Raw genomic sequence first — 13520 nt, forward strand, 5'->3', positions numbered from 1 at the left:
CGATGAGCGACCAGCCGGACGAAATCCTCACCATTGACGAGGTTGCTGCCTACCTCAAGGCTGGCAAGCGCACGGTCTACCGCCTCGCAGCGAGCGGCAAGCTCCCCGCCTTCAAGCTGGGTGGCACGTGGCGCTTCCGCCGCCGCGATCTGGACGAGTGGATCGCCAGCCGCATCGGCAAGGCGACGGTGGATGACGGCGAGGGGGCGGAATGACATCCAGCGCCACCGCCCTCCAGTCCAAGGCCAACCCCCAGCAGCTGGAAGCCATTCTGGCCACCGAGGGGCCGGTGCTCATCATCGCGGGCCCCGGTTCCGGCAAGACCTTCACGCTGGTCGAGCGCATCGTCTACCTCATCACCCACAAAGGCGTCGCGCCCGAGTCGCTGTTTGTCGTCACATTCACCGACAAGGCCGCGCGTGAGCTGACCACGCGCATCTCCAACCGTCTCAGCGAGCTCGGCATCAAGTTCAACTTGAACGAGATGTACCTGGGTACCTTCCACTCCATCTGCCTGCGGCTGCTGGAGGACTTCCGCGAGTTCACCCGGCTCAAGCGCAGCTTCACGCTGTTCGACCAGTTCGACCAGCAGTACTTCCTCTACCAGCACATCAAGGATTTCCGTGAACTGCCCGACGCCCAGCTTGTCATGGGCGACGACCAGACGGGGCGCTGGGCGCAGTCGGAGAACCTGCTCAAGTGGCTCAACAAGGTCAGCGAGGAGGCGCTCGATGCCTCCACGCTAGCGGCTGCCCCCGAGCCCGAAATCCGTGCCCTGGCTACCTGCTTTGTGAAGTACCAAGAGCTGCTTCATGAGCACAACGCGCTGGATTTCTCCGGCATCCAGTACGAGGCGCTGCAACTGCTGGAAAAGCGCCCCGAGGTGCTGGCGCAGCTGCGCGACAAGCTCACCTACCTGATGGTGGACGAGTATCAGGACACCAACACCATCCAGGAGCGCATCCTCCTCCTGCTCGCCGGCGAGCGCTGCAATCTCTGCGTGGTGGGTGACGACGACCAGGGCTTGTATCGCTTTCGCGGGGCCACCATCCGCAACATCCTGGAGTTCCCTGCGCTGTTCGACGACGGCCAGTGCAAGCAGGTCAAGTTGACCGTCAACTATCGCTCGCACCCGGACATCATCCGCTTTTACAACGAGTGGATGCGCGAACAAACCTGGGACGACGGCACGCGCGTCTTCCGTTTCGCCAAGCAGATCGTCCCACGCGCCGACGTCTTCCCCGACGTGCCGACGGTGGTGCGGTTGGCGGCCAGTGACGACAAGGACGACACCACCAACTGGCACGCGGAGGTGCTGGCCTTCCTCAATGGGTTGAAGGCATCCGGTCAGCTCGCGGACTGGAACCAGGTAGCCTTCCTCTTCCGCTCCGTCAAGAATGACAAGGTAGTGGCGCTGGCGCGCTTCCTCGAAGCGCAGGGCGTGCCCGTGTTCTCGCCCCGCTCGAACATGTTTTTCGAGCGGGAGGAGATCCGCCTGATGATCGGCGCGCTGATTTTCCTGTTCCCGCAGTTTCCCAAGGTGCGGGCGTGGGCTGAAGGCGTGCATCTGGACATCTGGGACTACTACGACCACCAGTGCTTCAAGCCCTTCACCGACGAGCTGCGCAAGCCGGAAAACAAGCCCCTGCTGGATTGGGCCCGCCCGCTGGCCAAGCGCCACGCCGTGCTTGCGCAGAACACCGACTACGCCTTCTCCGGCCTGTTCTACCAGCTGTTGCAATTCCCGCTGTTCTCGCGCTTCCTCACCGAAGAGGCCGTGCAAGGCGTGGACAAGGGTCGTGCGGCGCGCAATCTTGGCACCTTCTCCAGGCTGCTCACCAAGTTCGAGTACCTGCACTACGTCAGCGTGCTCAACCCGGACTTTCTAGAAAAGAACCTCCGTGACCTGTTCAACCAGTTCCTGCGCTTCCTGCAGGAGGGCGGTATCGGCGAGTACGAGGATGAGGCCGAGTACGCGCCCAAGGGCTGCGTCTCGTTCCTGACCATCCACCAGTCCAAGGGGCTGGAGTTCCCGGTGGTGGTGTGCGGCTCGCTGGAGGCGGTGCCGCGCAAGCAGCACACCGCGCTCGACGAGCTGCTGGAAGATGGCGGGTACTTGTCGAAACCCCGCTTCGAGCCGCTGGAGCACATCAAGCACTTCGATTTCCGGCGGCTCTTCTATACAGCCTTCTCCCGCGCCCAGAACCTGCTGGTGCTGGCCGCGCAGGAACGCAATGGCCGAGGCCTGGGCAAGTCGCCATCGAAGTATTTCGAGCGCTTGTTCTACGAGCTGCCCAGCTGGCGCGACATCGATCTGTCGGCGCTGACCTTCGAGGCCGTCAAGCAGATCAACCTCAAGCGCGAGTACTCGTTCACCTCGCACATCACGGTGTTCGAGAACTGCGCCGAGCAGTACCGTTTTTTCAAGGAGCTGGAGTTCGCGCCCATCCGCGAGAGCCCGATGCTCTTCGGTACTCTGGTGCACCAGACCATCGAGGACATCCACAAGACCGTCCTGCGCGGCGAAGAGCACACCATCACCCTGGACGCCATCCGGGGCTGGTTCTCGGCCAACTACGCGATGCTTTCCAAGAAAGAGCGCGTCTACCTCGCGCCCTCCTCACAGCAGGCGGCGCTGCTGCACGTGCTGCGCTACTACGAGCGCGAGAACGGCAACTGGGACCGCATCAAGGAGGCCGAGGTCGAGATCTCGCTGGTCAAGGATCAGTACATCCTCAAGGGCAGCGTCGACCTGATCCGGGGCGAGAACGACACGGTCGAGATCATCGACTTCAAGTCGGAGAAGAAGCCCGACATGGAGAAGGACCGGGAGCGGCTGCGCCAGTACCAGCACCAGCTGGAGGTGTACGCCCACCTGGTGGAAGAGCGCACCGGCCAGAAGGTCAGCCGCATGCACCTCTACTACACCGGCGAAGACGGCGGCAACCCTTACGTCTCCTTCACCAAGGACGACCGCGCCATCGGCAAAACCATCGCCCGCTTCGACGACATCGTGGCGCGCATCGAGCGGCAGGACTATCAGATGGCCGCACGCCCGGCCAAGCTGTGCCAGAGCTGCGACATGCGCGCCTACTGCGACAACAAGAACTGGAAGTTTTCCAAAGCACGATGAGACTCAAACCGCACATCCTGACCGTCGCCAGCACCGCGACCCTTCGGCAGATCGCCGAGGACTTCGAGCTCTCGGTCTCCGACAAGCGCAGGCGCCAGGCCCTGGTCGACGCGATCTCGTCGGCGCGGCGCTGCCGGCCGGAGGACCTGCTTGGCTACCTCGGCGAGCCGGAGGTCAAGCAGGTCTGCGAAGCCGCAGGCGTAGAGCCGAGGGGGCGGAGGAAAGCCTTGATCGCTCGACTGCTGGAAGCCGCGTCGCCGACGCCAACGCCGACGCCAACGCCAACCCGCCAGTCAATTGCCAGCCCCAAGACATTCAACCATTCGCCAAAGAGAACAACCATGAGCGACCAACAACCTTCGCAGGCACCCCTGCCACTAGCCGCTGCTGATGTCGGCAAGACCAACGTCGAAAAATACGAGTTCTCGCCGATCAAGGGCTACCCGATGCTCAACTGGCGCGGCAAGCGCCCGTTCACCTCGACGCAGTATTTCCCGGCGCAGCTGAAGGAAGTCCACGGCGAAGAGGTGGATGGCTGGCGCAACAAGATCTTTTGGGGTGACAACCTGCAGGTGATGAGTCACTTGCTGAAGGAGTTCAGGGGGAAGGTCGATCTGATCTACATCGACCCGCCTTTTGACTCCAAGGCCGACTACAAGAAGAAGATCAAACTGCAAGGCAAGCAAGCAGAGTCGGAGCAGACGGTCTTTGAAGAAAAGCAGTACACCGACATCTGGACGAACGATGAGTATCTCCAATTCATGTACGAACGACTTGTCCTCGCCCGTGAGCTACTTTCGGAAAGAGGCAGCATCTACGTTCACTGCGACTGGCACAAGAATCACTTCATACGAATGATTCTTGATGAAGTTTTTGGACCAGCGAACTTCAGGAACGAGATCATCTGGAGCTATTTCGGATTCAAACGTTCTACATCTCGCAAGTTTCCGCAGAAGCACGACACCATTTTGTCGTACGTGAGATCAGAGGATTACTACTGGAAGGTTCAATACCGCCCTCATGGTGAGGACTACATCAAGCGTTTCAAAAAGGATGCGAATGGCCGTCTTTACCGCGATGACGTAAACCCTACAGGCGGCGGGACGCGGGTGATCTATCTGGATGAAATAGAAGGCGACATCATCGACTCTGTGTGGGACGACATTCCGCCGGTAAACCCGGTGGCAAAAGAGCGCCAAGACTATCCCACGCAGAAGCCCGAGGCCCTTGTGGAGCGAATCATCAATGCCTCAACTGAAAAGGGCGCGCTCGTTTTTGACTGCTTCATGGGCGCAGGCACAACACAGGCAGCAGCAATGAAACTCGGCCGCCGTTTCATCGGCGCGGATATCAACCTCGGCGCGATCCAGACGACTACCAAGCGGCTGATCAAGGCGGCCGAGGAACTGCGTCAGAAGCCGCTCGACCCCGACTCCAAGCACTACACCGGCTTCGAGGTCTACAACGTCAACCACTACGATATCTTCCGCAACCCGGTGCAGGCCAAGGAGCTGCTGCTGGAGGCGCTGGAGGTGCAGAAGCTGGAATTCAACACCGTGTTCGACGGCGAGAAGGACGGCCGCATGATCAAGATCATGCCGGTCAACCGCATCGCCACGCGCGCCGACCTGAACGAGCTGATCGCGGGCTTCGACTACAAGGCCTGGGAGCGCAAGCAGAACGAGAGCCCGAACCGCCCCGTCGAGAGGATCACCCTCGTCTGCATGGGCCATGAGCCGGACTTGGCCGCGCAGCTGGAGCTGGCCGCCAAGCCCTTCAAGATCGACGTGGAGGTGGTGGACATCCTGCGCGACAAGGCCAATCTGGAGTTCAAGCGCGACTCCGAGGCCAAGGTCGTGGTGAAGAACGGCGAGCTGGTCATCGAGCGCTTCTACCCGATGAACCTGCTGCAAAAGCTCTCCTTGCAGAAGGAGTCGGTCGAGGACTGGAAGGAGCTTGTCGAGTCGGTGCTGATTGACTGGAACTACGACGGCGCGGTGCTGCAACCGGCGGTGGTGGACATCCCTGGCAAGAACGAGATGGTCAAGGGCAGGTACAAGGTGCCGGAGGATGCAGGCACCATCCGCGTGAAGATCACCGACCTGCTGTCGGAGTCTTGGGAAGGGAGCGTGGCCCATGGCGACTAAGCCCACCACCAAGCGCGCAACCGCCGCTGTCAAGGCCAGCTCGTCCGGCGCGTCGCTGGACTTCGCCTTCTTCCGCTTCCTGTGGCAGTTCCACCAGGACAACCGGGGAGCGATCCGCTCGCACTACAAAGAGCTGACCCGCAAGTTCCTCGACTTCAACAACCCGGAAAAGAACCCCAAGGCCTTCCTGCGCCAGCCGCAGTTCGAGGCACTGGAAACCTACGTCTTCCTCAAGGAGTTCCTCGGCAACGCCAAGGTCGAGGAGATCTTCAAGGCGTGGTACGAGCGCAGCGGCAAGTTCGAGGGCCGCAAGTTCGGCTCCTTCCTCGGCACCGCCGGTCAGGAGATGTTCCAGTTCGGCGAAACGGACGAGCTGGAACTGGATTCGTACAAGCGGCTGTTCGAGAAGATGCGCAAAAACTCGCGCGCCTACCCGAACTACATCTTCGCGCTGACGATGGGGACGGGCAAAACCATCCTCATGGCCACCTGCATCTTCTACGAGTTCCTGCTGGGCAACAAGTTCGAGAAAGATCCGCGCTACTGCCACAACGCGCTGGTGTTCGCCCCGGACAAGACCGTGCTGCAGTCGCTGAAGGAGATCGAGTCGTTCGACCTGACCCGCGTGGTGCCGCCGGAGTACGTCAACTTCCTCACCACCCACCTGCGCTTCCACTACCTCGAGGAGGCGGGCACCTCACTCGACACGCTGGATCGCTCGCGCTTCAACATCATCGTCTCGAACACGCAGAAGATCATCCTCAAGCGCCAGCACAAGGAAAAGACCTCCGTCGACAAGCTGTTCGGCGCGACCGGCGAAACCCTGGCCGCCACCGGTGTCTATGCCGAAGCCGCCGACCTCTACAACTTCGACCAGCCGGAAGAGGAAGGCGAGCTGACCACCAACCAGCGCTTTGAGAAACTGCGTCGCTTGGAGCAGCTGGGTATCTACGTGGACGAGGCGCACCACGCCTTCGGCAAGGCGCTGGCCAAGGACATGGGCCTGGGCACCAAGGAAACCGACACCAGCCTGCGCACCACCATCGACATCCTCGCCGCCAGCCTGAACGCGGCGGGCACGCGGGTGGTGGCCTGCTACAACTACACCGGCACGCCCTACGTGGGGCGCGAGGTGTTGCCCGAGGTGGTCTACGCCTACGGCCTCAAGGAGGCCATCGACAAGGGTTTCCTCAAGAAGGTGACCCTGCACGGCTACGCCAACACCCGCACCGACGAGTTTGTCGACATCGCCATCGAAACCTTCCTGAAGGAAACGGGTGACTTGCGACCGGAAGGGCTGCTTCCCAAGCTGGCCTTCTTTGCAGCCACCATCGACGAGCTGACCGGCGAACTGCGCCCAGCGGTGGAGCGTGCGCTGCTCAAGCACGGCATTCCGACCTCGCGCATCCTGGTCAACGTGGGCGACGACAAGCTCACCACCAACGACGACATCCGCGAGTTCAACCGCCTGGACACCGAAGGATCGGAAAAGCAGTTCATCCTGCTGGTCAACAAAGGCCGCGAGGGCTGGAACTGCCGCTCGCTGTTCGGCGTTGGCTTGTTCCGCGAGCCCAAGTCCAAGGTGTTTGTGCTGCAGGCCACGATGCGCTGCCTGCGCGCCATCGGCCAGGCCCAGCACACCGGCCACGTCTTCCTCTCGGACGACAACCTCAACACGCTGAACGACGAGCTGCAGCAGAACTTCCGCATCAGCGCCGACGAGCTGCAAAAGACCGGCAAGGACAAAGAGCGCGTCGAGGTGCGCGTGGTCGAGCCGCCGGTCAAGATCAAGCTGGTTCGCGTGCGTAAGCAGTACCAGATGCGCGAGAAGCAGTTGGTGACCGGGCAAGCGTTGATGCCCGAACGCGCTGACCCGCAGAAGTGGGGGGAGTTGGTCGAGAAGTACCGCCTCATCGAAACCCAGCAGGACGGCCTGACCGCCGCCGACGCGGCGCGCGCTTCTGCAAGTCGCACCTTCGATCTGACGGCGCGCCGGGAAAAGCGGGTGTTCTCGCGGCTATCGCTGGTGGCCGAGGTGTCACGCTATCTCAATCGCAGCCCTTTGGAAATCGAGGATCTACTCGACGCGACCAAGGAAGGTACCGACGAACTGGTGGCCATCACCAATGAGTTCAACGAGCTGCTCTACGACGAGATCATCCCGCGCCTGTTCCGCCAGCTCTACGACCTGGACGAGTCGCAGCAAACCGAGGAGCACGAGGTCGAGTTGATCAAGATGCCTCCGAACGGCTACTACGAGGTATCGGCGGCGAAGGACAAGATCGTCCGGATGAATGACCCGCAAATCAAGGACGAGGAGCGCGCCAAGAGCTTCCACCTCGATACCTACTGTTTCGACTCGAAGTCTGAGAACTGGTTGTTCTGGGATCTGCTGCGCGAGCAGCGGGTGAAGAAGATCTACTTCACCGGGATGCTGACCCACGGCCAGTCCGACTTCTTCATCCAGTACATCGACCCCGATTCGCGCACCGTGCGCAGCTACTACCCCGACTTCATCTTCCAGCGCGAAGAGCCGGATGGCAGCCTGAAGTACGTGATCGTCGAGGTGAAGGCCGATAACCAGATCGAGGACGCCGTGGTGCAGGCCAAGAAGGAGTTCGCTCAGCAGATCGCGGTGGCCAGTGGGATGGAATACCGCATCCTTAAGTCGTCGGATGCGGATAAACGACTATTCCGGGCCTTGTTGTAACGCAGTCCTTCGGCAGTTGATTTCGTATTCTTGGGCGAAGGGGAGCTTTATGGCCAGAAAAAGAATCTCAAAAAGCACACTCTCAATGTTCTTGCGAACAAAGTGCGACCGCGAGCTATATCTGTCACTACACGAGGACTCGGAGCTCGAGGCCAATGGCATGCCTGTTCCGCTGCAGGCGCGGCCTGGAATTGGAGTTCTGCAAACCGCAGGTCGTGATTTTGAGGATGAGCGGAATGATCAATTGATCCAGGCCTTCGGCAGCCTGGTCATCTATCAGCCCGACAAAGGTGGAGCAAACAAGCCGGTCAAGGCGCCGCTTGCTTCCTTGCTCGGCAAAGTCACGACTTTGCCATCGATCATTTTGCAAGGGAAGTTTGAACCTTCAGCTTTTCAGAATGCAGTCATGGCGAATATTGGGCTGCAACCAGGGCAAGTCACCCAGGTACCACCGATCGCAGGACTCATTCCTGACATTATTGTTGTGCGTCGGGCCACGATCGATGACGAAGAAATTGGTCCCGATGGATGCCGGCGACCAATTGATCCAACAACGGAAACCCGTAGTGCCCTGAGTATTATTGACGTCAAGCACACCAGTGAAGCCAACCCCAGCTACTCTGCTGAGGTTGCGCTTTACGCGGTTTTTCTCGCCAATTGGATTGTCGATCAAGGGTTGCAGGACAACTACTTTGTAACCACACGTAGCTACTTGTGGACCCGATTCAAGCAAGGCCAATCTGCGCTCGATGCTCTGATGTCTGGCTCCGCCCCGGCAACGCCAAACCAGTATCTCGGCGCGCTGATTGCCGACAGCGAAGATGCCAATCTTCGTTTCTACCTCCCTACCGTACTCCACTTCTTTCGGGAAGACTTGCTCCGGGTCATCGCTATTGGTGATGCTTCAGCCAATGGCTGGGAGAATCTCGAATGGCACGTCGACGGTCGCTGTAGCGCCTGCGACTGGCTGGGGCATGAGAAGTGGGCGAATTCGAAGGACAAGACGCGAATTGCAGCAAAACCAACACATTACTGTTATCCGGCAGCGAAGCTGACTGGACACCTGAGTCGAATTGCGGGCATGACTCGAGGCGCAAGAAAGACGCTTCAGATCAATGCCATTCAAGACACAGCGGGCGCCGCGGCAGCCTCTTCGGCACATCCTGCTTTCCAGCAACATAGCCATCTTAAGAAGGAACGAAGTCGTATCCCTGTCCGCGCCCAAGCTCTGATCTCGTCGACGACCAGTGTGGACAGTTCAGCCGTACTGGCAAGCCTGGCTCCATGGCCGCAATTGCACGTGGCGATAACAGTTAACTTCGACCCCAGTGCCGGCCTGCTTACGGGCCTATCAATATTCGGCAGGGCAACGGCTTACGTAAGCGGGCAAACTCCGCGACAGTTCGCGACCAAATGCTTTGTCGTCGATCAGAAGAGTCTTGCCGATGAGTGGGTCGCTCTTGAAGGACTTCTATCGACCCTGTCCGACATGGTGGATCAGGCTGAGGCGTTCGTTCGTGCAGCGGGCAAAACACCTCTCACCGCACAGATCGCATTTTGGGAAAAGCGCCAGTTCGAGGAGCTGTGTGCGGCGATGGGACGCCACCTGCCCAAGGTGTTGAGTCTTACCAACCGGAAGACAAAGGCGCTCGCTTGGCTATTCCCTGCTGATGAACTTATCGAGAAGCCCGTTGGAGCAGTTAGCCCATGCATTGTCTTCATCGATGAAATTGTCCGGCGCGTAGTTTTTGCGCCGACCCCCCATGTGATCACGCTGTTTGACACTGCTGAATCCTACTATTCCGGGCCGGGACCAGTACGGATGGGGGACGCGTTCTATCGTGAATTCCTGACTAACGGTATCCCGAGGGAACGTATTTACGAGATCTGGAGCAACGTCACGACAATCAAGCGTGGTTCGGTTACTGTTCCACGAAATACTGTTATTCAGGAATATGGCAACGCGCTGGAGAAACAATGCCGAGCGCTGAATAGTGTCGTCGAGCGGTTACGCACCGATTTCCGAGGCCAACTTAAGGCCAACGCGCCAAAGCTCGATTTAGCCATTCCTTCGGCATGGAGGTTTGCTGCCCATATGGCTTTTGACAGCAAGCTATGGGTTTGGTGGGAGGAGCTGCAGTATCAGACCAGGAAGCTTGAAGCTCACCAGCGCTTGGCGCTCGATGCCGAAGCGTTGGAGGCCAGTTATGAGGGCGTTCGACTCACCAACGGACAACAAACGGGGGTGCCGAACGAGTACGTTTTTGATGTCTTGCCAGGCTCAACCGAAGCCAAACTCGATGACAACGAAGGCTACCTTGCTCTCGGCAAAGACGGGCATCCCGGACTTCCTTTGCAGCGCGGCAGGGACCTGATCCCCGCCACCGCATCACCATACCCTGGTCAGGCTGATACTCTGGTCACCCCATTGTGGTCCGCACTTTCCGTCACACTTGTGTCGTTTGATAGAGGGACGCGAAAGGCTGTCTTGAAACTAACCAACCGGCGTGATACGGCGTTTGTCCCGTATTTGCTTGCCAACTCGACTGTTGACCTGCTGAACGATGTCTTTATTACCAAAGGCCAGAGTTCGTTCAAGTGGTACGAGACAGTCCGGGAAATTCTGACGGCTGTCGGCAATCCCCCGATTGCAACAGCCGATAGCAATGCAGCCACCGCAATGGGCGCAACGCCGCCGAGGGTTGGCTCAGACCCCATCACACCGCTATCCCGTATTCTTTGGGAGGCTGACGCTGTACATGCAACATCGGTCGTGGCCGCAACGCAAGCAGCATCGGTCGCTGCATATGCCCAGGCCAAGCATAACTTGAACGTCAGCCAGACGGATGCCGTCGCGCATGCGGCAGAAAAAGGGTTGACGATCATTTGGGGGCCACCAGGGACGGGGAAAACGCAAACCCTTGCCGGATGCATTCATGGCCTCGTCCATGAGGCCGTACATAGAAGTCAACCGCTGAAAGTATTGATCTCGGGGCCAACCTACAAAGCCGTGGAAGAAATAGTCGGTCGCGTTATTGAGTGGTTGGACACCGACACGACCTGTCCGGCGGAAATCTTCGTCGGGTACTCTTCATCGCAGACCCCGAAAACATTTGCCGCGGCAAACTTCCACCTGCGCGTCGAATCATTCAATTTGCATCAGGGTGACCAACAGACTCAAGACTGTCTCATCAGCTTGGCGAGAACAGACGCCGTAACGATTGTCGCCACGACGACGATGCAGGCATACAAGCTCGCCGAGTGGACCTTTGGCCGCCACGTCGCGCCGATTTTTGACGTCGTGATTGTCGATGAAAGCTCTCAGGTTCAGGTCACGCATGCGATCTCGCCGCTGGCCACCTTGAAAGAGGACGCGAGACTGATCGTTGCTGGCGACCATCTTCAAATGCCGCCAATAATGGCGCTTGAACCACCCAAGGGCGCCGAATACTTGGTGGGCAGCATCCAGAAATACCTGCTCGAACGTCCTTTTGGCGGACGAATCGTTCCATGTCCGCTCGAAGAGAACTACCGTTCAGCGGAGGACATCGTTGCCTATGCTCGGACTATTGGCTACCGAGCGACGTTGAAGGCGTCAAACCCCGCGACAGCACTTCATGTCTTGGCGCCGGTGCCGACTCCCGCATCCGGCTTTCCAGGGGGCTTGCCTTGGTCGCCTCTGTGGCCGCATATCCTGGACCCCGAGAAGAAGGTGCTGACGTTGCTCCATGACGATGACCTGTCGTCCCAAAGCAATTTCTTTGAGGCGAAGGTTGTCGCTGCGTTGACCTGGTGCCTCCGGCAGACAGTGAGTGCGGAATTGGGCGGTCGAGGCGTCGTAACGCATGTCGCTCCAACTCCTGATCAGTTCTGGAGGCATTGCATTGGAATTGTAACTCCACATCGTGCGCAGCGCGCGCTGGTGATTCGCGAGCTAAGAGCGATTTTCCCTGCCGACCCACCTGATCTGATCGACTCTGCGGTCGATACTGTTGAAAAGTTCCAGGGTGGTCAGCGACACACCGTAATCGTGACTTTCGGGGTTGGCGATGCCGACGTGATCATGGGGGAGGAAGCATTCCTCATGCAGCTTGAGCGCACCAATGTCGCGATCTCACGAGCAATGGCTAAATGCCTGGTGATTATGCCGATGACTCTCGCCGGGCATGTTCCCCACGACAAAAAGGCGCTAGAGACAGCGCACGCTATCAAAGACTATGTTGATGAATTCTGCAATCAGGAGATTGCGGACCAAATCAGCTACGGGCCAACGTCAAGGCAAGCGAAGCTGCGCTACCACCAATAGCGACTGTCGAGCTAGACGCGTTCGACGTGAAAATCAAACTCCACAGCGGCAGCAGAATCGGCCTTCATCTGATCTGCTTGCCGCTTGCCGGCATCCGCAGAATCGGCAGCCCGGACTGAGACTAAGCGCCAAGTGGTTCCGGATTCTTCCAGTGAGTTCCTGAAGATCTCCTTAGCATCTACCGCGGCTGAAGGAATGATCCCGAAACGAACGTACATATGCAGGGACTCGGTGCTAGACGCAAGCCTGTCAACGTTCCGCCAGACGGTTCCTAGCGATCGGGCAAATGCATCTTTGCCGCCATGGTCGAGTTGTGGGCCGGCCGAATAGTCAACGTGATCGGGGCCTCCAAGAAACCAGTTCCTCAGCCACTGGTCTTGGACGTAGGTACGCATTCCATAGTACGGAGGAGATGTAATAACGATCGACGGTGCCGCACCAATAGCTTGGAAGGTATCGTCTGATTGAGCATCTCCATGTACAACTTGAGAGAAAGAGTTTGGCGACTTGGTCGCTAATCCTGTGAGGCGCTCAATCTTTCGCCGTAAAACTCGGAGAACGTCAATTCGAGGCGCTTTTAAGCCTCGGATTTTCCAATACCGAACTGCATAATCGGGCTTGGATGCATAGGTTCGAGGCATTTGATTAGAGAAGTAGCCGGCCTTCTCTGTATTCTTGGGGAGAGGGCCGTGTAGGCATCCTAACATGGCCGCACGCAGAATTACTGATGCATCGCTCTCCGTGTCGAGTTGCAAAAGAGCTTCGCGCAGAGCACAAATGTCTCTAAGCGTGTGAGGATGATACGCGGCGCGGAAAAAATCGGATTCTGGTATCTGCTGCGGAGCCGTTTCAGCAATTAACCTGGCAGCCATTTCGAGCGGCTCGTTGGCGTCGCAACTGGCGAGCTTCGCCTTCGCGATTGCAACGGCAACGGGGGATGAATCAATACCCCAAGCACTCAATTCGAAGCTCCGTGCAGCGAATAATGTCGTGCCTCGACCGCAGAATGGGTCGAGAACGACAGGCCGCTCTTTTCGATGTTTTTTGAGCACCTTTATTGGGTACTCCAACGGAAACATCGTAAAGTAAGGGCAAATCGCGTTCAGTGCATTTTCTTTGCTGTAAGCAAGGGCCACGTTCTTGGTACTTGTGCTTGGCGTCGTTTTTGGATATAAGTGAAAGTTTACACGGCTATGACCGTGTAGGGAACGTTTCGGAGGCATG

The 13520-nt window shown here is 58.5% G+C and carries 6 protein-coding genes; 5 read left to right on the top strand and 1 reads right to left on the bottom strand.

Going from position 1 to position 13520, the window contains the following annotated elements:
* Positions 1-2: 2 nt before the first annotated feature.
* The 5 genes from mads1 to G408_RS12365 all read left to right on the top strand — a co-directional run bounded on the left by mads1 (position 3) and on the right by G408_RS12365 (position 12296).
* Entirely contained in the window at positions 3-215 is a 213-nt protein-coding gene (gene mads1, locus G408_RS0100055) for a methylation-associated defense system helix-turn-helix domain-containing protein MAD1 (protein ID WP_028769423.1), read from the top strand.
* Positions 212-3133: an ATP-dependent helicase gene (locus G408_RS0100060; protein WP_028769424.1), complete on the top strand. Its 2922-nt coding sequence runs from the start codon at positions 212-214 to the stop codon at positions 3131-3133. Before mads1 ends, G408_RS0100060 begins: the two co-directional genes overlap by 4 nt.
* The gene (locus G408_RS0100065; protein WP_211226624.1) at positions 3130-5280 is read left to right on the top strand and encodes a site-specific DNA-methyltransferase; all 2151 of its coding nucleotides are present in this window, start codon (positions 3130-3132) and stop codon (positions 5278-5280) included. Before G408_RS0100060 ends, G408_RS0100065 begins: the two co-directional genes overlap by 4 nt.
* Complete coding sequence (locus G408_RS0100070) at positions 5270-7990, top strand: TnsA endonuclease N-terminal domain-containing protein (protein WP_028769426.1); 2721 nt, start codon at positions 5270-5272, stop codon at positions 7988-7990. The genes G408_RS0100065 and G408_RS0100070 overlap by 11 nt, the downstream gene beginning before the upstream one ends.
* Positions 7991-8150: 160 nt before the next feature.
* The gene (locus G408_RS12365; RefSeq protein WP_211226625.1) at positions 8151-12296 is read left to right on the top strand and encodes a DEAD/DEAH box helicase; all 4146 of its coding nucleotides are present in this window, start codon (positions 8151-8153) and stop codon (positions 12294-12296) included.
* Positions 12297-12307: 11 nt separating this feature from the next.
* On the opposite strand, the gene G408_RS14960 is transcribed toward G408_RS12365, so the two are convergent.
* Positions 12308-13519 (bottom strand): DNA methyltransferase, encoded by a 1212-nt coding sequence (locus G408_RS14960; protein WP_084627987.1) that lies wholly within the window; start codon positions 13517-13519, stop codon positions 12308-12310.
* Position 13520 lies beyond the last annotated feature (1 nt).

The organism is Silanimonas lenta DSM 16282 (assembly GCF_000429065.1).
GTDB classification, from domain to species: Bacteria; Pseudomonadota; Gammaproteobacteria; order Xanthomonadales; family Xanthomonadaceae; genus Silanimonas; species Silanimonas lenta.